Here is a 21,700-nt window from a genome sequence, read left to right on the forward strand (position 1 = left end):
TTTCGTGTCCAAAATGTCAGCGTCCCTGTCGTTGGGAGCCTGAATTAGCGGGTCGGCGCGTCATGTGTCGCCGCTGTCGCCAGAAGATCCGGGTACCACAGCAGCTGACAGCCGACATCGAGGTTCATCCCCCAGCGCAATTCGATGCAAATCGAAGTTGGAGCGACGACATCGATTCTCCCGGCATTCCTGCAAGCGGAGATACGGGGACGTTCCATTTTAAAGAGACGTCCTCGGCGCCGACGAACCCAGCCCCGAACGCCGCAGCAATGCCTGCGCCACCGCTCTATCCGATGCCGTCGTCTCCCTACCAGGCGAATGGTCAACCGACCTATCCCATGCCGGGCAACGCCGCCGCGCCGCCGCCAGCGTATCCGCCGGGACCACCAATGCCTGTCGGACCGTTGCCTCCACCTCCTGCCGGCCCGCTGCCACCGCCGCATGGATACTATCCGCCCCCTTATCCACCGCCTCCCAGCGGTTACGGAGCTCCGCCTGCCCCCTATCCTTATGCTCCGGCAGCAGCGCCGCCTGGTTATGGGTATCCTCCTCCAGCTCAGACGATGCCTGCCCCGGCTGCATTGCCTGCCCCCGCTTCAAGGCAGCCGCGCAGCGTGGCGGCTCAGCGCAGCGCGCGCAGCTCTGATGGAAGCTCAACCATGATCGCGGCAATCGTGGTGATGGGACTGCTTGGCACGGTCAGCGCACTGGTGCTGGCGTATCAGTTCATCCTTCCGTTTCAACAAGAGCAAGCGCGTCTCAAAGCGCTCGAAGCCTCTCTACAGACGCCTGACTTTGACTTCAACGCCGTCGAGCCAACAAACTCGCCCAACCAACCAAGCGAACCTTCGATCCCCGCGTTTCCTGAGCTAACGGCTCGTTATCCCGCCGATTGGCCCGAACTGTTCCAGCGCAAAACCGCGGTCATGGAAAATGGCCTGACCCATACCATTCGCCAGTCGATCCTCGGCTTACCAGCCCACATCGCCGAATCGAAACGAGTGCAAGGCCGCTGGTCCAAAGGAGACGTCGCTGCAAGCTGGACAATCAACGGCTATGACGTCGACATGACGCTGCTGGGGCCGGACAAGAAACTTGGGACGGATGACGACTATAAGTTCCGGTTCTCGGTCGCTGCGAACAAAGCGAAATAAGCGATTGCTGTGCTAGGACGGTTGAGTCAGCGCGTCAGCGGATAACTGCAGCGATTTTAACTGCGACTTCAGCTCTGCGTCGCTGGCCTTCTCTCCATACATTGATTGCAGCTTCTTTGCTTCGTCGCGAACTTTGACAAAGCCCTCGCCGCGCTCGGCCGCGCCTTCAAGCGATTCCAACATCAGATCAAGTTTCCCCTTGGCCGAGCGCGGAGATTTTTCTGCACTGGTCACAAAATCGGTCACTTGCTCCCGAACGCTTTGAGCGATTTCGGGGTCAGTCACCCCCACACCTTGGCTGGCCGGCCCCTTTGGGCAACCAGTGCAGAACAACAAGCATGCGACAACAAGAGAAAAGCTGCGAATAAACATAAAGGTAAACCTGCAATCAGCGACAAGTTGCCAACAAAGAGAAAATCAGCGGTCCCAATCGAAAGCGGAAACCCATCTGCAGGCCATGCGCAGCAGATGGGTTTCGGGTAGAACGATTCTGCAATAGCAATGCGGTTACGGCAGCGTCGTCGCATTCCCGTCGGCGATCGCCAATGCGTTGGCATAGGTCGTTTGATCGATCGTCTCGGCGACAAATCGGCAGCTCGCGTCACCCAAGCACATGATCACGCCGCCGGGATGGAAGCTGCGTGCAGCGACACCGCCGTTGCTGGCCACATCCGGATTGCTGTTCATGCCGAAAATCGTTTGACTTGTCGTGTTGGGCGAATAGTGACTCGCATCCATTCTTTGACTGGTGTTAGGCGTCAAAATCACTTCCGGCGAAGAAGCGAGACTACGACCATTGAAAGTGGGTCCAGTGCACCAACCCCATGCGCCGCGATCACCGCCGCCGCTGCTTAGAACAAAGATCTCGCTGAGAATCACCGAGTTTGAGGTTCCATCAGTCATGTCGCGAAACTTGGCGCCATACTGACCGACTATGCTGAACGCCCCTTTGCGTGCGTTATTTCTAAAGTCGTCCGTTTCCAACAGCCGGCAACCTCCTTGGCTTACCGCGTAGTTGGTTTTGGCGAAACCGTCGAAATCTTGATTCAGTCGCGTCGTCACATCGGGATGACTGGGGCAAAGAAATGCGTCGGGACGCTGCCGAGTCACTAGGTTGTTAGTCGTATCTCGGGCAACGTTGGAAAAATTGTACTGGTCATGCAAGTTCCCTTGTTCGATGAACGGCAGAATCATCAATGCCCAAGTTGCTCCCCAACTCGCATCGCGGGCACTTTCTGGAGCCGTCGTTCCTGTCCCGAGCCAAACCGCGGCCGGTGCAAACGATCCAAACGTGTCGTGATAATTATGCATCGCCAGACCAATCTGCTTTTGTTGATTGGTGCAAGTCATTCGGCGAGCCGCTTCGCGAGCCTGCTGTACAGCCGGCAAAAGCAAAGCAATCAAAACGCCGATGATCGCGATGACCACCAGCAACTCAACCAGGGTAAATCCACCGCGTCGTTTTTGCATAAGAAGACTCCAAACAGATAAAAAGAAAAGAATGGATCGCAATTGGGACGTAACGAAAAGAAGTAAGTAAGCGATCCATTGCGCAAAGCAATACACTATTGTATCGGCAGTATTGAGAATCCTTACAGTGCTGACACAATTTTTCCGCGGGATTTTTATTTAATCGAAATTACTGCCCACAGACAAATCTTTTTCTGGAAAAAAGGGGCCTTTTCTTGCCCTACGATTTTCGTTTTTTTCAAAAAATCGCCCCGGTGATCCACTAATCGTTCACGACTAGGCAGTCTAGGTGGAAACGGCAAGGGACCCGCGATTTAAATTGCGCCCTAAGAACAGCTCGCCAGCTTGAGCCCGGACACAAACGTCGCAGACCTATTTGCCGGTCGCAAATGAAGATTCTGTCTGCGGAAGGCAAAAAGAATCGCAGCGTTACAAAGATACTTACGACAGAGAGAGATCTTTTGCGGGCGCCGTCCCATTCACTGCGACCACTGAGCTGCAAGATGAGCGAACAGTTACGAATCGCCAAGCCGTTTCACCGGCAATCTGACACCGGGTATTTAAGGCCTTGAAGAAGCCTTCGACGCTCTTATTTCGCTCAGCCGACGGCAAACAAATTCCCACATCAGCCTATCTGAAACTCGATCGCTGCGCAAAGGAGAAGTTCGGACCAGAGCTTTCTGTCGGCTCCATCATGCGTCAGCACGTCTTCGAGAGCGTTAGTCTTGCTCAAATTTTGCGGTTCAATCACGATCTTCATCGCTTCGCAAACAAGCCGCAGCCGCCCGATTGGCCGTCGCGGCAAGTCGCCGTATCATAACCAATCACCCTCCGCTGATCCCATTAACCTCTGGAGAATTCCCAATGAGCGATCATGGCGCCGCCAAGGAACTCGGCAAGCTGTTAGCCGATTATGCGGTCTTTTATCAAAAGTTGCGAGGCTATCACTGGAACGTTGTTGGCAAAGAATTTTTTCCGCTGCACGCTAAGTTTGAAGAGCTGTACACCGACGCGGCTGAAGGGATAGATACGCTGGCCGAACGCATTCGAGGCCTTGGCGCCAATCCGCCGGCGACGCTAGGCGAGTTTCTCCAACTTACGACGCTGACCGAAGATAGCTCCACGCCGTCGGCCGAAGCGATGGTCGCCAATCTGCATGCCGACATGGGCAAGCTAAATGATCATGTCAAACAAGTGCATGCCCATGCCGAAGAGATCGGCGATACCGGCAGCGTGATCATTCTCGAAGACTTTATTGTCACCCTTGAGAAAGAACGCTGGATGCTGAACTCTTACCTCCAAGCGTAGCGCCGCGAGGGCAAGCACAAAAAAAGGCGATCCAGCCAGCGGGGGCAAACTTTGGGGGAATTGCCGGCTGGGATCGCCTACAGTGGGGACACGTCCGAAGGAGAAGGTGACTTCCTCTGGGCAAAGAATGAAGGCAGCACTTCTCTGTTAGACATCTTTATTGTTCGGGTGCTTCCCACAGAAGTCCATCGCCGTCGGATGTGGTTTTCCGCAGTAAAGCAGGCCAATTACCCGCAGTCAATCGATACAAACGGACAGCGCAACGTAGGTCAGACCTCGGCCTCACGAAATCCGCCAGCCTGTTCTGTTCTAACAAACGCTCTGTTAAAGATCGGACGCCGCGAACTGATCTACGTGGCGTGCGGCACTAGCTGTTTTAAATACTCAAGGGATTGCTCGACTTCGTCGCGCGGCGATAGCGGATTTTCACGAACCACCGTCAGAAAACCGTTGTAGCCAGCATCGTCGAGCATTGCTAACAACATCGGAAAATCAGCTGAACCGCGTCCTAGTTCGACTTCGATGCCGCGTCCGATCGCCAGGTCGCGGACGCCATCTTTGGCGCGAACGTGGCGCACATGCTTGATCAACTCTTCCAGCGACTCACGAGCTGAGAATCCGTTGACGATCATCGCGCCAGGATCAAACTCGACCCCTAAAAGGCCATCCGGCAAAGCGTCGAGCAAACGGTTCAAGTCTGCCGCCGACTCTGGCCCTGTTTTGGCGGTCATAAAGACCCCATTCTGATGCGCGTAGCGGCCAATCTCGGACATGACATCGCGCAGCAGCGTGAATTTTTGATCGGTCACATCTGCGGGAACGCGCCCAAGGTGGTTAGTCACCACCGGAGCGCCCAGCTTGTAGGCGCAGTCGATCGCTTCTTTGGTCGCCAGAATCCGGCGATCGAGATCTTCAGCGTCGTAATAACCGCGGCGGGTAGGATAGGTTGCGGCGCAAACTTTGAGATTCAAATCCTCCAGAAGTTTCCGAAATTGGCGAGCGCCGGTTTGCGACAGATCACGCGGCGCTATCTCGTTGCGGAGGTCGATTTCGACGCCGCGAGCGCCCAGCTCAGAGGCGACTTGCAACGCTTTTCGCACAGGAAGACGGAGGGAGCGGAGTTGAACGCCAAAACGAAACATAACGATTACCACGATTGTCGGGGTTATCAGATACAGCGGTTCCAAGCAGCCGCATGTCGATGACGCGCCTGTCTGGCTTTATCTGGGGAATAAGCAACGTTTCAATTACCTGTGCGCACAGCATCCGCTCGCACCACTTTGATTATTGTCCCTTTGCGCGCCGTGCGATATGACCTCGCTCTTGTTAATCCCGATTCTGATTGCCGCAATGCCGCAGATCGAAGCGCCAATCGATTCGCGTCATCCAGAGGCAATCGAGCTTTACCATTGCGACTTTTCGCAAGAATTTGATCTGAATTACGATGAATGGCCTGATAACTGGACACGACGTGGGGGAGTCGGCTATCCGCGCTATCTCGATATCAAAGTCACCGAAGAAGACGCGGCAGTCGGCAATCGTTCGTTGAAGATCTCGCTGGATGGGGGATCGGCGGCGATCTATAGTCCTCCGATCGAAGCGCGAGAAATCTTTAGCTACGTGCTGGAAGCGCGGATGCGCACCGAAGGGCTTAAGTACGATAAAGCGTTTCTCACCGTGACCTTCTTTAATGCCAAAGAAGAGCCGATCGAAACGTTCCACTCAGAGCGGTTTCGAGAAACCGGCGGTTGGATCAAATTACGCGTCGGACCGGTCGCCCCCACTTCGACCGATGTCGCGATGGCGGTGATCGGCCTGCATATCGAACCCACCGGCAAGATTGACGAAGATCTCACCGGTGCTGCTTTCTTTGATGATATTTGGTTTGCGCGACTCCCCAAAATGATGCTCGCCACTCCCGACAACAACCATGTTTTTTCTAATCCGAACAATATCGAGATCATCTGCGAAGTCACCGGCATTGTCGAACGCGATCCGCGGATCGTCTTTGAACTTGTGGACGTCGGACGTCAATCGCTGGCCAAGATGGAGAGCCGCTTAAACGGCAAAGTGGTGGCGCGCAAGTCCAATCTTGCATCAGAGCTCTTCGGCAAGCAGGCGCAAACAACGGCCAAGTGGAACATCGGCTACGCCGGCAAGATGAACTGGAAGCCGCCGATCTCGCAGTTTGGATTCTACGAAGTGCACGCCACGATGATCGGCAGCACCGGGCTGATGCATCGCCGTGTGATCTCGGTAGCGGTCGTGCCGGACGAACTTCCACCGACCGCTGGCGAGTTCGGTTGGTCGCTACCGGATGGAGAAACGCCGCTCGACCTGACCAACATGGGCAACCTGTTAACCCGCGTTGGCGTGAACTGGGTCAAGTTCCCGGTGTGGTACGGCGAAAATGAAAAAGAACGCGCCAACGATGTCGCGCGCTTCGCCGAGCGTTTGAAAAAGAATCATATCGAAATGATCGCGTTGGTTGACAAGCCTCCGGCCGATATTCGCTACCTGTTTGGCGAAAGCGAGAACTTGCTGGTCGCTAGCATCTTCGCCGAACCAATCTTGTGGCGCCCTTATCTCGAACCGGTGATGACGCGGCTGTCGCTGAAGGTCCGTTACTGGCAATTGGGATCGGACGAAGATGTCAGCTTCGTCGGCTATCGCAATCTGCTGGAGAAACTAGAGCAAATCCATAGCGAGTTGCGCAAGTCGGGACAAGACATTCGGCTCGGCGTTCCGTGGCGCTGGATGGCCGAAACTCCTCAAGCACGCAAGTTTCCCTGGGACTTTCTCGCCTATTCGATCATTCCTCAAAACGGCGATGTGAACGATGTAATTCCGCTGACCAAGGACGAACTTGCCGCCTACCTGGATCGCGCAGCCGGCCCGACCCAGCGTTTTGTGACGATCTATCCGCTGGCCCGTTCAGAATACACGACCAACGAACGAGCCCGCGACTTACTAGAGAAGATGCTGGCGGCCAAGATTCATCATGCGGAAGCGGTCTTCATTCCCCGGCCGTTCGATCGCGAATATGGCCTGATGAACGAGGATGGCTCTCCCAGCGAACTGCTGCTCCCTTGGCGCACGACAGCGCAAATGATCTCTGGCGCAACCTACCTGGGACAACTTGAACTCCCCCAGGACAGTAACAATCATGTGTTCACCCGCGATGGTTCGACCACGATGGTTATCTGGAACGATCGTCCTGTCACCGAAACCCTGTATCTAGGTGACAACGTCGAAGTGGTCGATCTCTGGGGACGCCGCGTGAAGCCGGCTCAAGACGCCCACCGCCAGGTGATCGAAGTGGGGCCGATTCCGCTTTTCATTGTCGGCATGAACGAGTCGATCGCCAAGCTGCGGATGAGCTGCCAGTTTGAGCCAGCCGTCTTGAGCAGCAATTTTGGCATTCCGCAACGTTTGAAGTTGTCGATGAAAAATGAATTTCCGCAAAGCTTAAGCGGCGTTGTGCACCTTGTCGGGCCTGACGTCTGGAATATTACTCCCGATGTAACTCCGTTCAAACTATCGCTCGGCGGCGACTACGCTAATATGCTGAGCATCTTGCTGCGGAACAACGCATCGAGCGGCTATCAGCGCGTCCGGCTTGATTTCGAAATCGAAGCCGACAAAACGTACAAGTTCAGCGTTTATCGCCGGATCCTGGTTGGCAGCGGCATGCTGAGCGTCGAAGCTTCGAGCCGGCTAGATGAAGCAACTGGCGATTTGATTGTTGAAGCGGAGCTGTTGAAACAAGACGACGAGTTTTCAACCTTTGACTGCATGCTCTTCGCGCCAGGTCGCAAGCGAATGCAGTCGCGCGTCACCAATATGTCGCGCGGCCGGAAAACTATCGTTTATCGCATTCCCAATGGCGCAGATTTATTGGGGACGAACATGCTGCTGCAAATTCGTGAGATCGGCGGCGTTCGCATCTTCAACCACCGCGTGGTCGCCGAGCAATAGCGCGACCAGCCAGCACCTGGCCTACTCCCAATTCACGGCGTCCAATACCCTCGCCAATCGCACCGCTTCGCGAAACGGAGCCAGCGCCCATTTGGGCTGATAGCGAATCGCAAAGTAGAAATCGACATCGTAATGCAGCGTCACCAAGATCGCCTCTTTATTGCGCTGCTTGATCTCGACGCATAATGTCTGGCGAGCGTGGGATTCTGAGCCAATCAAGCTTCCCCACAGATGCCCGCGCCGAAAGCGGAGCTTTGCTCCTTGCTCAATCTGGCGAAACCCAGCCGCTTGGTAGAAGTCGATGATGCGCTCAGCCAGATTTTCGGCCGGCGCGACTTGAAATTCATACTGATCGACGAAGCCGCTCCAGATAAATCCGCCAGGGCACTCGGCATGGATTAGCTCGCCCGTATCGGCGGCGAGCGGGGATGCAAACGGATTCAACTCAGACATTGCGATCGGACTCGCGTTCGAACCAGGAGGAGATCCTTCGATGATGCCGCAATTTGCTGCTGACGACAAGTAAAATGCACCGTCCTCGTGGTAGCAAAGGCGCCTTGGTGTGAAGAAAAAGCGACTACTAAAATCCAACTCCCCCATGAGAGAGAGAGAATCGCTCTCGCTGGATCTGCTTGGAATATCCGCTAGCATGCAATCGGAACTGGCCTGGGGGGCAGGGAACTGCCTGGGTTAGTTCACAATCGTTGCAGCATAGGTCGGTGATGGTGTTCACCGCCTTGGATGGTTTGCGTTGCTGCTACGCAAAAAAATCGTTCCCTGCCTATCAAGTATCGTTGCCGCCGCTTACCGCCGATTCGGCGGAATCGAGCGACATCAAGGGAACATCGGCGACCAGTTCGGCGAGCAAACCGGTGGTGACCGCCAAGTCAAACAAACGCGACTTGGTGGTAATCTTGAGTTTGCGAAAGATGCTCGAACGACGGAACTGCACGGTTCGCAGACTGAGCTGAATCTGATCTGCAATCTCTTGATTCGTGCGTCCGGCGATCATTAATCGCATGACTTGCGATTCTTCTTTCGTCAAGCTTTTCAATCGCGCACGACCAGCCGCTTCTTGCTGGAGTTGTTGTTGCCGAGAGTAAGCCGCGCCGATAGCGCTGCGAATCGCCGCCAGCAAGTCTTCGCTCCGACACGGTTTTTTCAAAACGGCCGCAGCCCCTTGGCGCATCGCTTGAACCACAAGCGATACATCCGAGGTATCAGTCAAAAAAACCGTTTCGATGGAAGCAGGGAGAGTTTGAACGCGTTGCATCAGATCGAGATGATCACTCTGCAATTTAAGCAGTAGGCAACCGCAGGCCCCCGATGGCAGGAGGTCGAGAAGTTGATCGGTTAGCAGGATCGAGACGAGGGGTAACGAGACTGATTCAACCAATCTTTGGAGCGAATCAATCACCGCCACGTCGTCATCAACGAGGTACAGCGAAGGGACGTTGGTCATGGACTTCCGGCTACAGGCAAAATGTCTCACACCGCGCAGATCTTCTGCGCGGCTTTCAATGCCGATAGTGTGCTGCCCAATTACTTTGTCATCTCTAGCATCATCGCTTTTTGCTTTGCATCAAGAAAGAAATTCGAGATGCGATTCCTGGACTTACCTGCTACGCCGGAATCCCAAGCAATGAAACGCTGATTCTAGAGAAGTGATCGTCTGCGACAAGTGGAAGGATAAAGGAGACGGATTTTTGGAATGCATGACAACTATAGCATACGACCGCTGCGGGAAAAAACCTTATTTTCTGTACAATTCTCCATCCTTCTTGCGCAAGTTTGGCAACGCAATGGGCGTCTTTTGCCGAAATCGCGCAGGATCCCCAACGCCGAGTGGTTTGCGGAAAAAATACAAATAGATAAAGATCGTCCGATCTTTCGGCATCTAAAAGCAAAGCTGGTCAATCTGACCAGCTTTGCTTGCGCTTGAGGCTTTCGGCAACCTGCACCGCTTACTCTTTGATGATGTCGTTCACCGTCATCCCAGACGGGATCATCGGCAGCACTTGCTCTTGGTACGGGACCTGAACATCCAGCACGTAAGGGCCGTCATAGTTAATCATCTCTTCTAAAGCGGCCCGCAGATCGGCCTTGCGACTCACCGTGGCGCCGCCGCAGCCGAAGCCTTTGGCGATCATCACGAAGTCTGGGTAACGCTCAGCGGCATAACGCTCGTTCCCATCTCCGGTCGCTTCCGGATGATGGACCGGCCCCAGATAAGTGTGAGCGCGGTTGCCTGACATGAATCGATCCTCCCACTGCACCACCATGCCAAGATGCTGATTGTTCAGCAGCATCACTTTGACCGGCAGTTTTTCGCAGAAGCAGGTCGCCAGCTCTTGGATGTTCATCGTGAAGCTGCCGTCCCCTTCGATATCGATACATAGCGTATCGGGGAATGCGACCTGAGCTCCCATCGCAGCCGGCAGGCCAAAACCCATGGTGCCCAGTCCGCTGCTGCTGAGCCAAGTGCGAGGCTTCTTAAACTTGTAGAACTGGGCTGCCCACATTTGATGCTGACCAACCCCAACCGAGATGATCGTGTCCCGCTCTTTGCAGAGATCGTTTAACTCAGCGATCGCATGCTGCTGCAAGATGCCGTCAAACGACTTATCGTACTTCAGCGGTTCGTCCTTCTTCCACTTGGCGCACTGTGCGACCCATTCCGAAATGTCTTCCGGCTTTTCGACAATGTCGCACAGCATCCGTAGCGCCGGCTTCAGGTCACTGACAACAGGGAAGTGCGCTAGTTTGTTTTTGTTGATCTCCGAAGGATCAATATCGATATGGATGATCTTGGCATGCTTGGCGAACTCAGCCAGTTTGCCGGTCACGCGATCGTCAAAGCGAACGCCCAACGAAATCAGCAAATCGCATTGCTGCACGGCATAGTTCGCGTAAACCGTCCCGTGCATCCCCAGCATGTCCATGCTCAGCGGTGCGTCGCCAGGATACGTGCCGAGTCCCATCACCGTGGTCGTGATCGGGATCCCGGTCTTTTCGACCAGCTCGCGCAGTTCGTCCGAAGCGCCCGAAGTGATTATACCGCCGCCAGCGTAAATCATCGGTCGTTTGGCTCGCTTAATCGCCGCCGCGATTTGCTTGATCTGCTCTGGCTTGGCAGTGCGGCCTTCGTAGTTGTAGCCCGGCAGATTCATCGCGCAGTCCCAATCAGGAACGATCTGCTCGAGCTGGACATCTTTCGGAATGTCGATCAACACCGGACCAGGACGACCGGTCGAAGCGATATGGAACGCCTCTTTCATGATCCGGGTCAGATCGGCGATGTCGGTCACCAAGTAATGATGTTTGGTGATTCCGCGACAAACTTCGACGATCGGCGTTTCTTGAAATGCATCCGAGCCGATAACAGCACGCGGCACCTGAGCCGTGATCGCCACCATCGGGATGCTGTCGAGCTTGGCGTCGGCGATCGCCGTCACGAGGTTGGTCGCGCCCGGACCGCTGGTCGCCATACAAACGCCCACTTTGCCAGTGGTGCGGGCAACCCCTTGCGCGGCGAAACCGCCCCCTTGTTCGTGACGCGGCAGAATTGTGCGGATCTTGTCTTTGTAGCGAGTTAACGCCTGATGCAACGGCATGCTGCAACCGCCGGGATAGGCGAAGATGACGTCTACGCCGTGCCGTACCAACGATTCGATCATGATGTCAGCACCAAGCATCAGTCCCGTTTCGGTCGCGGTAGCGGTAGCGGTAGTAGATTTCACCTAATTTCATCTCCGTAGCAGTTACAGAAAAATTTGGGATCGCCCCAGGCGATCCCCGCGATATTTGTCGCATCGTATAAGGATAGGCGAGCCAAGCAATTGGTTCAACCAATTGTTGCACTTCTTCGTACCGAGAAAACTCGCCGCAAACTATGCTCTTAGACGTTAACCCGCTTAATATCGACCGGCATAACATGTTTCTTCGCCAAAGGTCCAGCCGGCAGGGGTACGCCGTTTTTGCGGGAAAATTAACGTCGCCCCCTCTCATCAGGTCAACCACTGCTTATCGATTTTGCCAATCGATCCCGCTGAGCTGGCCCAGTGCGAGAAATAACGCCTGTGTTCCGTCCCGGCCATGCCCTTGAGCTTTCACCCCCTGATAGAGCTGCTCGGCCAATGCCAGTCCCGGCAACGCGATTCCCATCCGCCGCGCTTCGGCCAGTGCGATCCCCATATCTTTGATGAAATGCTCAACAAAAAATCCGGGATCAAAGTTGTTAGCGATGATTCGCGGGGCCAAATTGGTCAGCCCCCAACTCCCGGCGGCGCCCGATCCGACCGACTGGAGGACCGTTTCGAGGTCGAGACCCGCCTTGTAGGCGTACAGCAGTCCTTCGCAAACGGCGACCATCCCCGAAGCGATCAACGTTTGATTGACCATCTTGGTATGTTGGCCAGCGCCGGGGCCGCCTTGCCGGACAATCGTCTTGCCCATTGCTGACCAGCAGGGTTGGAGTGACGCTACGACCGCTTCGTCCCCGCCAATCATGATCGACAGCCGGGCCTCTTTGGCGCCGACATCGCCACCGGAGACCGGCGCATCAATGCTCAGAACCTCTTTTTCGGCTCCCTTTTCGGCGATTTCGATGGCTAGAGATGGCTCGCTGGTCGTCATGTCGACGATCACATTACCTGCTTTGGAGCCTGCCAAAACTCCCTGTTCACCCAGGATCACCTCGCGCACATCAGCCGGAAAGCCGACGATTGTGAAGACCACATCGCTGGCTGCAGCCACAGCTTGCGGCGTTTCACCCCACGCCGCCCCTTGATCCAGTAACCCTTGCGCTTTCGCTTTGGTCCGGTTATAGACGGTTGCAGTAAACCCGGCGTCAATCAGGTGCCCGCACATGCTAGCACCCATGACGCCGGTTCCGATCCAACCAATCTTTGTTTTGCCCGGGGTAATCGCAAGCGAGCCCATGTCTGTGTCTCGTGTTGAAATGAAAAATCGGACCGGAAATGATGTTTAGCAGGCTGCGCAACTTAAAACAACAACCGCCGAAAGTACAGCAGCGAAGTCAATTGCGTCTGACTTGAAGCGACTCGGTCGCCGGCGGGGTCACTCCAGCATGCGACAGTGCGTATGCTGGTCACAAATGCCGCAAGTAACCTCCTCGCCGCGACAACGGGCCAGACAAACTTCGATCCGCTCAGCCATGATTTCGGCCATCTTATGGTGCAAACCCAGGGGCGCCGTCACCAAATGCCGGATGCCAGGATGCTGGGCAGCCGCTTCAGCCGCTAATCGTGGGATATCTTCGCTCCAATGTCGACCTGGAGAGAGGAAATAAGGATGCACGATCACTAGACTTGCACCTTGTTGAACACATTTGGCAAAAGCGGCGGCGATCGACGGTTCGGCCAATTCCATGTGGGCCGCTTCGACAATGGTGCGCCCCGTCATTTGGCGGAAAAGCTGCACCACCTCTAGCAGCAAGTCGTTGCTGGCGGCACGTCGGCTCCCATGATCGACGACAATGACGCCGATCGTTTCGCTGTTGGCTGTTTCGCTCGGCAAGCGAATCCCCCTTTACCCTGTCTTGAAAAAATGGACTGCGTCTGACATTTATCTTCGGCGGACTTCCACAGGCTGACAACCGCCAAGGGGTCGTTGTGAAGGGGAGAAAAGCCAACTATTCTGGCGAAAGCATGATCGATCAAATACCAACCATCCTGGGCCTAACCATCGCCGTTTTTCTGGTGATGTCGATCGGCGGCTCAGCGCGACATCTGGGCTGGCTAACCCGCGAAGCGGATGAGGGGATGCTAAAGCTCTGCATCCGCGTGCTGGTTCCGTGCTTGATCTTTCGCTCGGTCGTCGGAAATCCGGCGTTCGATGACGCGACCAACATCTATATGCCCCCGCTGTTTGGTTTTATCAGCGTCGCCGGTGGAACGCTAATCGCCGCATGGATCGCCAAAGCGACCGGGCGCTGGAGCGGGATGCTCGATCCGAAAACCTACAGCTCGTTTGGCGTGTGCGTCGGGATTTTTAATTATGGCTTCGTGCCGTTGCCGCTGGTCGAGAACCTATTTGGCAAAGATGCGCTCGGCGTCCTCTTTCTCCACAATGTCGGCGTCGAGTTGGCGATTTGGACAATTTGCGTCGGCATGATCGCCGGCGGATTATCCAAGGGCTGGTGGAAGCATGTGATCAATCCGCCGAGCGTGACAATCGTCGTAGCGCTCTCGGTCAACTTTTTGGGACTGGCGCCGCTGATCCCCGAGATGGTCCAGCAGGTGATGAAGACACTCAGCGCCGCCGCGATCCCCATGATGATGCTGCTGATCGGCGCAAACTTCTTTGATCAGATCACCGGCGCCGACCAGAGCAACGGCAAGAGCGAAAGCCTGTGGGGAACAGCGACCTTAGCGGTGCTGTTGCGCTGTGGCGTATTTCCGCTGTGCTATCTCGCCGCCGCGGCTCTCTTACCCATCTCACGCGAATTGAAACAAGTCGCCGCGATCGAAGCTGCGATGCCAGCCGCGGTTTTTCCGATCGTGCTGACGAGACTCTACGGCGGTGAACCGCGGATCGCGCTGCGAGTGACGATCGCGACCACAATCATTGGCTTCATAACGATTCCGCTGTGGATCTCGGCGGCGATCGGCGTGCTTGGCTTAGAAGATTCACTGATTCACATCAACGTGCAAAGCGACGCTTCGCCTGCCGATGCAGAGCCCCCCAAAGCGATCGATCCCAACACCAATCCTCCTGCGATCTCGCCCACAAAAACTACCTCTACGAATACCGCCTCTGCGTTGGGGCCAGAAATCGTCGAGATCGACGCACAAACCATCGCCGGGCTCCAAGTAAAAACCAACAACCTGAGCGAGTCAAACTCACTGACCGGCAAAATCAGCAGCCTCTACAAGCGCTACTTCGCCGAGAAAATCGCCGACCGCCTGCCGAACCCCTCGCAGCGTTACGCTGTCTACCACAACTATCAACAGCAAAGTCAGGGAGACTATGTCCTGTTAGTTGGCGGCGTCGTCGATCAGGTGACCAACGATCAACTTGCGACGGCAACGATCGAGTCAGGCAAGTACCTAAAATTCCAAGCTCACGGCCAACAACCCCAAGCCGTGATCGACGCCTGGCGACAAATCGCCGCGTACTTCCCCAGCAGCCCACACCGCCGAGCCTACACAACCGATTTCGAGCGCTACGACGAGCAATCGCCCGAGTTGGTCGAGATTTTTGTCGCCATCGAGTAGAAAAGCCCTCTCCCTGCGATTTTCGCCCCGCCGCTTCCCGCTCACCCAAGACAAGGGCTATAATCGTCGGTTCAAGTCTCCGTAGCTCAATTGGATAGAGCGTCGGCCTCCGAAGCCGAAGGTTAGTGGTTCGAGCCCACTCGGGGACACTTTGCTTAAGCCGTTATTCCACAAGGGATTGCGGCTTTCTTTTTAAACGGATCCGATCCCCCCTCATCTTCTGTAAGTGGTCTATTTTGGTCTGTTTTAGCCCCCATTTGCGCACACAAGGCGCACAAGCTTTTGAGCGGTGATTGGGTGTCAAATTACCAAAAAATACCGATCGCAAAAATCGATCTGCTTGCTCTTGTATGGGTCGGCATCGGATACCCGAAGTCTTGCCGGAATACCCCCCATATCTTTGTGCCCGCTTTTACGAAAGGATGGGCGAGTACTACCGTTGGACTTACTTGAATTGTCGGCCAAAAGTGTTCTCTCCCAACCTTTTTGGGAGCGCAAGGATGCCAACGATTCAAGGTGTTAGGAACTGGGGTGGTGAACTAGAAGCCGATTCGCACCGGCCGAAGGATGCTCAACGCACCCAAGCAACCGATATCCCTTTTCACGCCGCACCTCTATTTGACCACAGAGAAAACGTCATTGGGGTCGAAGTTTTGTGGCCAGAATTTTTCACCATCCAACATCGCATGCCAATCATCCTCACCGAAAGACGCGGTCAATTTCTAATTATGATAATTTCGAATCAACGTCCAGTTGTTTCGGTCAAATAGAAATTAGTTCTCAATCTACAAGGTGCTTCTGCAAAGTAACTGGCTTCTGCTGGATCGCTTCTCGTCTCTGTTGTGAACTTAGCTCGTGCCAGTGTCAGAACGTTGAGGTACGTGAAGGGCAATCCTCTCTAGCCTTGTGAATTACGAGGTCAACTTGTTTCAACCCGAGCCTGTCATCGCCGCGTCTGCTCGAAAACTATCCATATACTGCTGAACGAATTACTGAAACAGAACGGGCTTCAGTATGAAAAATAGTCGACCGGGTGCGGCGTGCGAAGGAGCGCCAGCCTAAATTGGCAGAGTGCGCGCCTGCTGTGACCTTGAAACCTCACGATTCCATCAACGCCTGTCGGCGTAATCGAATGGTTCGCGAACCAGCTGGTTGCCGACGATGTGCGAGCCTTGAGTGCTCAACGCCTATCGGCGTAATCGAATGGTTCGCCACGTTCGGTGTCTGCAATTGCCGCTTCTTCGATTGCGTGCTCAACGCCTATCGGCGTAATCGAATGGTTCGCTGCCGCCAAACCAAGGAGCGATCGCTTTAATCTTGTGCTCAACGCCTGTCGGCGTAATCGAATGGTTCGCCTGACCGTGCTCTTCAAGCCGTGAAATCCGTGTTCGTGCTCAACGCCTATCGGCGTAATCGAATGGTTCGCCTTTTTTCGCTGCCCGTTGTTTAGTTTCGCGACTGTGCTCAACGCCTATCGGCGTAATCGAATGGTTCGCTGAATCTTCGGGCAACAACAGGCCAGCACGTGGTGGTGCTCAACGCCTGTCGGCGTAATCGAATGGTTCGCGGTGGGAGTGGCGCGAGATGTGCCCAGGTTACTTCTGTGGTGCTCAACGCCTGTCGGCGTAATCGAATGGTTCGCTGTCATCGTCGTCGGTCTGTTCGGTCCATTCGATAGTGTGCTCAACGCCTGTCGGCGTAATCGAATGGTTCGCATGAAGGGAGTAGCGTGCTGCGATTGGCTCGCGTGTGTGCTCAACGCCTGTCGGCGTAATCGAATGGTTCGCTCAAGCTTCGCAAGGACGTGCTTCAGGCTCTCTTGGTGCTCAACGCCTGTCGGCGTAATCGAATGGTTCGCCGAGCTGCTTTGTCGGCGTACTCAACGTTGCCGAAGTGCTCAACGCCTGTCGGCGTAATCGAATGGTTCGCTCTTCTACAACCCGTTCACCCCGCATCAAAAGAAGATGTGCTCAACGCCTGTCGGCGTAATCGAATGGTTCGCCATCGCCCAGTGGGAACATGACGGAATCCAGGTTACGGTGCTCAACGCCTGTCGGCGTAATCGAATGGTTCGCGTGGGCTAGAAGACAAGGTGAAATCTCTCGTGCTGTCGTGCTCAACGCCTGTCGGCGTAATCGAATGGTTCGCGGGTGATCTGCCGTGGCCTAAGGCGGTTTGTGCAAATGTGCTCAACGCCTGTCGGCGTAATCGAATGGTTCGCATCCCAGAATGTCGAGCTGTGTCTTAGTGAGCGTGTGCTCAACGCCTGTCGGCGTAATCGAATGGTTCGCCTCAGGAACCGATGTCTGTGTTCCGGTCGAAAAGCTGTGCTCAACGCCTGTCGGCGTAATCGAATGGTTCGCCAGACGTCGTAGCCGTTGACTCGCTCAAATGCGCGTGCTCAACGCCTGTCGGCGTAATCGAATGGTTCGCGCCGCAGCGTTAATCGCATTCGCCGAGATTGACCCAAGTGCTCAACGCCTGTCGGCGTAATCGAATGGTTCGCTCGGAAGTGGACAGCTTAACTCGAACCTGACGACTTGGTGCTCAACGCCTGTCGGCGTAATCGAATGGTTCGCCAACGATCGTTTGTTGACTCTTACGGCTAAGTACCAGGTGCTCAACGCCTGTCGGCGTAATCGAATGGTTCGCTAAAAGCGTGTCGCGATGGCCGCGAAGCTCCGTGATGTGCTCAACGCCTGTCGGCGTAATCGAATGGTTCGCGTCAAAGCGTTTCGTAAGTGCAGCGCCGACAATGATGTGCTCAACGCCTGTCGGCGTAATCGAATGGTTCGCACGTCCAAATCCTCCTCGCTCTCTCCGGGCAAGTGTGCTCAACGCCTGTCGGCGTAATCGAATGGTTCGCGATATCGAGCGGAACCGGCGTCGTGATCGGGTCATGTGCTCAACGCCTGTCGGCGTAATCGAATGGTTCGCAAGTGTGGGCGAAAAAACTTGACCGGCTGTGTTGTGCTCAACGCCTGTCGGCGTAATCGAATGGTTCGCCCTGAAGGGCTCGCCTTTTCACCGCCTTCAAAAAGTGCTCAACGCCTGTCGGCGTAATCGAATGGTTCGCATGAAAACCCACATCCTAATCGCAATCTTCGTCCTGTGCTCAACGCCTGTCGGCGTAATCGAATGGTTCGCTCCCGGTCAGATATTCAATTCCATTCCAGGAAGTGTGCTCAACGCCTGTCGGCGTAATCGAATGGTTCGCCGCCAGTTTGCGCGGAGCCATGTTAGGAGGTCTGTGTGCTCAACGCCTGTCGGCGTAATCGAATGGTTCGCACCAGCGCCGCAATCGATAACTCGTTCGCATCCCGGTGCTCAACGCCTGTCGGCGTAATCGAATGGTTCGCGAAATTTCTTGCAGCGGGTTGAAGCCAGCGTTAATGTGCTCAACGCCTGTCGGCGTAATCGAATGGTTCGCGCCGTTCAAGTCGGCCGCAACAATCGTCCAGTCAATGTGCTCAACGCCTGTCGGCGTAATCGAATGGTTCGCCCGGTAGCGACTCGAAAATCGCTCTGATTGTCTTCTTGTGCTCAACGCCTGTCGGCGTAATCGAATGGTTCGCTCCGCCTCTCGTAACCCTTTAGTAGCTCAGGAATTACGCAAGGCGAAATCAAGCGCAGGTGCTGGGGAGATTGAATTGTCACGGATTGGCTCCCAAAAGAGGTTTGCCCATGAGGCCTAAACTCTGAATATCGCTTGCTTTATCTCCGAATCAAGCATCCTATGTTTGGCAAAGAGCGTGAAAAGGCCGTGAATCACTGGCGATTGTCGCCAATGGATGGACCAAAAGCTACGCCACCCGCTGATACGTGTAAGCACACCCATCGTCGGTGATCTCATAGGATATCAAAACTAGGCGGTGGAGTGCCCCAGTCAGAGTTTTCGCCGCGGGAATGCTCAGATACCTTGCCGGCACAGCGTTCGCAGAGGGGAATGACCAGCAAATCATCCTCAAGAGACATGATCTCCGACAGTTCCCACCGCAGTTTTTCGAGGGATTGCCGGTTCATGCGGATGCGGAATACGCTCAATTGGACACGGTGGCCATAGCCCTCTAACAATTTCGCTACCTTTCGCAATCGCTTAGGATCGCGGACATCATAAGAAACGAGATGCCAAATGGGCGGTGTCGACATGTGGGTGCTGCTCCTTAGCGGATGCGGAGTTGGCCAAAGACCCCTTCGCATCCGGTCCATTCCTTCTCAAGCAACCGAGCCTCGAGTTCTACCATGCGGCCATATTCCAACGATTGGCCGGTGTAGGGATGCTGATACGATTCAGCCAGTCGTGTTTCAAACAAGGAAATCGCCTTGCGGCGGCCATCATCGCTCAACCAGACGTGCCCTGGTCGGATATCGAAATCCCGCTCGGTGCACCATTGGCCACGGTTAAGGCTTCCCACCAGCGGCATTTCCCAAAGCGGCGTCCGGAAAATCTCCATAAGGTCCAATACCAACGGAGGAGCGGCGCTGCGTGGTTGATGAAAGTAACCAAACGACGGCTCCAGTCCCACGGCCAGTACTGTGCGATGAACAAGACCGTAAATCAGACTGTAACCATACGAAAGCAGGCAATTCAAGCGATCGCGAGGCGGATGCTTGGTACGGCCGTTCATGTGCAAACTCTCAGGAACCCGATCGGCGAGCATGCGATTAAACGATGTGAAATAACAACGCGCCGAGATCCCCTCCAAGCCACGAAGCCGGCCGAGTGAATCGGCCTTGTCGATTAAAGCGGCAGCCTCTCGCATTTGGCGAAGGGAGGATTCGCAGGCTTCACGAATCGCACGGTCCCCTCGAGTCGATCTCATCAAGTACTGCAACTGCAGTTGGACCTTGGTTTGAACGGTCGTCCGGGCCAGTCTCAAGCAGATATCCGGCTCGACTAGGGCTTTAAATTGCCGAATTCGCTGTCGAACGCGGCCAGGCGGGGAGATTGTGCCGACGACTCGACCTCCAGACGTCACCCATTGCACGGCGACATCCTCGTAGGCACAGGTATGCAAGGCCTGAGAGCTTATCTGCGCCGCACCATGCAGGATAACCGCATCCACCTGTTCCAAGGGGACTTTCTTGCTAACCTCGGACGTCTCAATGACGAGCGCTCGTCCATTGCGGCCGATGGTGGCCGGCGTCGAAGTGACATGAAGCGTCTGGCGGTCACGTCGCGCAGGAAATAGCGAGGCCTTTCGCTTGGTTGGAACGGGATCTTCCGCCAGCCGTTCCTCCTCGGGTAGGCAGACTACTCGCAGACTACAGCGGCGGCAGAGCTTCTCGTTGTCGGTGACCGGTGGTCTCTGATCTTGATGTCGAAGCTTGCGAGCCCGGTCGATTGCGGCAAGGACATCTTTTCTCGCCTCGTCGTCGACCGTAATTTTCACGGTGATGTTGTCTTGGTGATATCGGATGCGCCCTTCCGTGACGGGGCGACCCAAGTGACATTCCAAGAGCATCGCGTAGGCCGCCGTCTGAATGCGATCGGTCGGCCAGGCCTGATGCTCCTCACCTGGGTTGACGCCCTTCTCGCTCCGTTTGCAGCGCCCTTTTTTGTGTTCATAGGCGATCCACTGGCCATCTCGAACTCGGGCGGCATCGACCACGCCAAATAGTCCCAACTCATCCGAAGCGACGTCAAATGACCTGAGCTCGCGGGAATCATCATCAAGCTTAGGAACCCGTTCTTCATGCAGTCGCCGTCCAGAGTAGACGCGATCATCGGCCTCGCGGATTTCCTCCACTTCTTCGAGATAGAACAACCGTTCGCAATAGAGCAGCGCGTGTAACGCCATGACACGAATAGGCGGCTCTTCGTCGGCGGTTTCTGGTTCGCTCATCGTGGGGCTTTCACGTCAGTGATTTGTGGAATACTCGTGAGGCTTGGTCCAGACGAGTCAACAAGTTGCAGATCTCCGCAGGCAAAGACCGTGCCCGACGATCCGACATGGTCGACCCAAACCGGATAGGTGACATTGCCCTGCTCGCTAAGCAAAAAAGTCAGCGCTCGGCAATCTTTCTTCAAAGGGGATTTCTCAAGCAGCGAGACCTCGTCAACCATATGCGTGCTTTCGCCGAGCGATAGTCCGCCAAAGCGCGTGATGGTCCCACGGCTCTTCGGGTCAAGGGCCGTGCGAGTTCGATCTTCCAGCGTTGGAGCTTTGTCGGAGTCAATCTCTTCCGACGAATCCACCCAAACAATCAGGCGAACATCACTAAGCAACTGCTGGTAGTCTGGCCGCACGTTAGCGCCGTTGCCCTGACCTAATTTGGCGTCTTTGATCCGCCACAGACGCCGCAGAACCGTACTGCGTTCCGGGGCGTCGATCAATCCAGCAGTTACCCGGACGCCCAGATGTCGATAACGATCGGTTTCACCAACTAGCGACAACAAGAAACCGTAAACAGTCGAAGGGGGAGGTTGAGAGTAGGTCTCCCAAAACTCTCGCGCCGCACCGCGGCGGAAAGAAGCTATGGGGACCGATACATAAAGTCTGATCATGGCGACGAATCCAGGTGAGAGTAGTGACTATGAAAAACGGACAG

At 55.2% G+C, this 21,700-nt stretch carries 17 protein-coding genes, 1 tRNA gene and 1 CRISPR repeat array; of the genes, 7 read left to right on the forward strand and 11 right to left on the reverse strand.

What is annotated here, in order from left to right:
- The first annotated feature begins 62 nt into the window (after window positions 1–62).
- Window positions 63–1,154, forward strand: coding sequence for a hypothetical protein (locus SH421x_RS26535; RefSeq protein ID WP_488853046.1), 1,092 nt, complete (start codon window positions 63–65; stop codon window positions 1,152–1,154).
- A 12-nt stretch (window positions 1,155–1,166) separates the two neighbouring features.
- Here the strand turns inward: SH421x_RS26535 and SH421x_RS26540 are convergent, their stop codons facing one another.
- Both SH421x_RS26540 and SH421x_RS26545 read right to left on the reverse strand, forming a co-directional pair.
- A complete protein-coding gene (locus tag SH421x_RS26540) occupies window positions 1,167–1,439 on the reverse strand; it encodes a hypothetical protein (RefSeq protein WP_488853047.1) in 273 nt (90 codons plus the stop codon).
- A gap of 222 nt (window positions 1,440–1,661) precedes the next feature.
- Window positions 1,662–2,624, reverse strand: coding sequence for a DUF1559 family PulG-like putative transporter (locus SH421x_RS26545; protein WP_488853048.1), 963 nt, complete (start codon window positions 2,622–2,624; stop codon window positions 1,662–1,664).
- An 864-nt stretch (window positions 2,625–3,488) separates the two neighbouring features.
- On the opposite strand from SH421x_RS26545, the gene SH421x_RS26550 reads away from it, so the two are divergent.
- Window positions 3,489–3,932 carry a Dps family protein gene (locus SH421x_RS26550; protein ID WP_488853049.1) on the forward strand — a complete coding sequence of 148 codons (444 nt, stop codon included), beginning with the start codon at window positions 3,489–3,491 and terminating at the stop codon, window positions 3,930–3,932.
- 350 nt (window positions 3,933–4,282) lie between these two features.
- On the opposite strand, the gene SH421x_RS26555 is transcribed toward SH421x_RS26550, so the two are convergent.
- A complete protein-coding gene (locus SH421x_RS26555; protein WP_488853050.1) occupies window positions 4,283–5,020 on the reverse strand; it encodes a sugar phosphate isomerase/epimerase family protein in 738 nt (245 codons plus the stop codon).
- Window positions 5,021–5,243: 223 nt separating this feature from the next.
- Between SH421x_RS26555 and SH421x_RS26560 the strand changes: the two genes are divergently transcribed.
- Window positions 5,244–7,910 (forward strand): hypothetical protein, encoded by a 2,667-nt coding sequence (locus tag SH421x_RS26560; RefSeq protein WP_488853052.1) that lies wholly within the window; start codon window positions 5,244–5,246, stop codon window positions 7,908–7,910.
- Window positions 7,911–7,931: 21 nt separating this feature from the next.
- Here SH421x_RS26560 and SH421x_RS26565 read toward each other — a convergent pair whose 3' ends face one another.
- Complete coding sequence (locus SH421x_RS26565) at window positions 7,932–8,363, reverse strand: hypothetical protein (RefSeq protein ID WP_488853053.1); 432 nt, start codon at window positions 8,361–8,363, stop codon at window positions 7,932–7,934.
- 331 nt (window positions 8,364–8,694) lie between these two features.
- Entirely contained in the window at window positions 8,695–9,372 is a 678-nt protein-coding gene (locus tag SH421x_RS26570) for a response regulator transcription factor (RefSeq protein ID WP_488853054.1), read from the reverse strand.
- Window positions 9,373–9,621: 249 nt separating this feature from the next.
- Between SH421x_RS26570 and SH421x_RS26575 the strand changes: the two genes are divergently transcribed.
- Complete coding sequence (locus tag SH421x_RS26575; RefSeq protein ID WP_488853055.1) at window positions 9,622–9,852, forward strand: hypothetical protein; 231 nt, start codon at window positions 9,622–9,624, stop codon at window positions 9,850–9,852.
- Window positions 9,853–9,874: 22 nt separating this feature from the next.
- On the opposite strand, the gene ilvB is transcribed toward SH421x_RS26575, so the two are convergent.
- The 3 genes from ilvB to SH421x_RS26590 all read right to left on the reverse strand — a co-directional run bounded on the left by ilvB (window position 9,875) and on the right by SH421x_RS26590 (window position 13,448).
- A complete protein-coding gene (gene ilvB, locus SH421x_RS26580) occupies window positions 9,875–11,605 on the reverse strand; it encodes a biosynthetic-type acetolactate synthase large subunit (RefSeq protein WP_488856495.1) in 1,731 nt (576 codons plus the stop codon).
- Between the two features lie 328 nt (window positions 11,606–11,933).
- Window positions 11,934–12,851 (reverse strand): NAD(P)-dependent oxidoreductase, encoded by a 918-nt coding sequence (locus tag SH421x_RS26585; protein ID WP_488853056.1) that lies wholly within the window; start codon window positions 12,849–12,851, stop codon window positions 11,934–11,936.
- Between the two features lie 138 nt (window positions 12,852–12,989).
- Window positions 12,990–13,448, reverse strand: coding sequence for a CbiX/SirB N-terminal domain-containing protein (locus SH421x_RS26590; RefSeq protein ID WP_488853057.1), 459 nt, complete (start codon window positions 13,446–13,448; stop codon window positions 12,990–12,992).
- A 131-nt stretch (window positions 13,449–13,579) separates the two neighbouring features.
- Here SH421x_RS26590 and SH421x_RS26595 point away from each other — a divergent pair, with 131 nt between their 5' ends.
- The 3 genes from SH421x_RS26595 (at window position 13,580) to SH421x_RS26605 (ending at window position 15,918) form a co-directional block, all read left to right on the forward strand.
- On the forward strand, window positions 13,580–15,148 hold the full coding sequence (locus tag SH421x_RS26595; RefSeq protein WP_488853058.1) for an AEC family transporter: 1,569 nt from the start codon (window positions 13,580–13,582) through the stop codon (window positions 15,146–15,148).
- A gap of 75 nt (window positions 15,149–15,223) precedes the next feature.
- Window positions 15,224–15,297 (forward strand) — tRNA-Arg (locus SH421x_RS26600).
- Between the two features lie 351 nt (window positions 15,298–15,648).
- Complete coding sequence (locus SH421x_RS26605; protein ID WP_488853059.1) at window positions 15,649–15,918, forward strand: hypothetical protein; 270 nt, start codon at window positions 15,649–15,651, stop codon at window positions 15,916–15,918.
- Between the two features lie 335 nt (window positions 15,919–16,253).
- Window positions 16,254–18,723: direct repeats of the CRISPR family, unit length 36 nt; unit sequence GTGCTCAACGCCTGTCGGCGTAATCGAATGGTTCGC.
- Window positions 18,724–18,997: 274 nt separating this feature from the next.
- On the opposite strand, the gene cas2 is transcribed toward SH421x_RS26605, so the two are convergent.
- The 3 genes from cas2 to cas5 are packed head-to-tail and all read right to left on the reverse strand — an operon-like array spanning window position 18,998 to window position 21,656.
- A complete protein-coding gene (gene cas2 / locus SH421x_RS26610; protein WP_488853060.1) occupies window positions 18,998–19,297 on the reverse strand; it encodes a CRISPR-associated endonuclease Cas2 in 300 nt (99 codons plus the stop codon).
- Between the two features lie 14 nt (window positions 19,298–19,311).
- Window positions 19,312–20,994: a type I-MYXAN CRISPR-associated endonuclease Cas1 gene (gene cas1 / locus SH421x_RS26615; protein ID WP_488853061.1), complete on the reverse strand. Its 1,683-nt coding sequence runs from the start codon at window positions 20,992–20,994 to the stop codon at window positions 19,312–19,314.
- Entirely contained in the window at window positions 20,991–21,656 is a 666-nt protein-coding gene (gene cas5, locus SH421x_RS26620; RefSeq protein WP_488853062.1) for a type I-MYXAN CRISPR-associated protein Cas5/Cmx5/DevS, read from the reverse strand. The genes cas1 and cas5 overlap by 4 nt, the downstream gene beginning before the upstream one ends.
- Window positions 21,657–21,700 lie beyond the last annotated feature (44 nt).

The sequence above is a fragment of the Blastopirellula sp. SH421 genome, from assembly GCF_057808535.1.

Excerpts from the sequence above, each read along its gene's own strand:
- SH421x_RS26570 (WP_488853054.1), bottom strand. The coding sequence starts at position 9,372 with ATGACCAACGTCCCTTCGCTGTACCTCGTTGATGACGACGTGGCGGTG.
- SH421x_RS26565 (WP_488853053.1), bottom strand. The coding sequence starts at position 8,363 with ATGTCTGAGTTGAATCCGTTTGCATCCCCGCTCGCCGCCGATACGGGC.
- cas1 (WP_488853061.1), bottom strand. The coding sequence starts at position 20,994 with ATGAGCGAACCAGAAACCGCCGACGAAGAGCCGCCTATTCGTGTCATG.
- SH421x_RS26560 (WP_488853052.1), top strand. The coding sequence starts at position 5,244 with ATGACCTCGCTCTTGTTAATCCCGATTCTGATTGCCGCAATGCCGCAG.
- cas2 (WP_488853060.1), bottom strand. The coding sequence starts at position 19,297 with ATGTCGACACCGCCCATTTGGCATCTCGTTTCTTATGATGTCCGCGAT.
- SH421x_RS26545 (WP_488853048.1), bottom strand. The coding sequence starts at position 2,624 with ATGCAAAAACGACGCGGTGGATTTACCCTGGTTGAGTTGCTGGTGGTC.
- SH421x_RS26575 (WP_488853055.1), top strand. The coding sequence starts at position 9,622 with ATGCATGACAACTATAGCATACGACCGCTGCGGGAAAAAACCTTATTT.
- SH421x_RS26550 (WP_488853049.1), top strand. The coding sequence starts at position 3,489 with ATGAGCGATCATGGCGCCGCCAAGGAACTCGGCAAGCTGTTAGCCGAT.
- cas5 (WP_488853062.1), bottom strand. The coding sequence starts at position 21,656 with ATGATCAGACTTTATGTATCGGTCCCCATAGCTTCTTTCCGCCGCGGT.
- ilvB (WP_488856495.1), bottom strand. The coding sequence starts at position 11,605 with ATGCTTGGTGCTGACATCATGATCGAATCGTTGGTACGGCACGGCGTA.
- SH421x_RS26535 (WP_488853046.1), top strand. The coding sequence starts at position 63 with ATGTGTCGCCGCTGTCGCCAGAAGATCCGGGTACCACAGCAGCTGACA.
- SH421x_RS26595 (WP_488853058.1), top strand. The coding sequence starts at position 13,580 with ATGATCGATCAAATACCAACCATCCTGGGCCTAACCATCGCCGTTTTT.
- SH421x_RS26585 (WP_488853056.1), bottom strand. The coding sequence starts at position 12,851 with ATGGGCTCGCTTGCGATTACCCCGGGCAAAACAAAGATTGGTTGGATC.
- SH421x_RS26605 (WP_488853059.1), top strand. The coding sequence starts at position 15,649 with ATGCCAACGATTCAAGGTGTTAGGAACTGGGGTGGTGAACTAGAAGCC.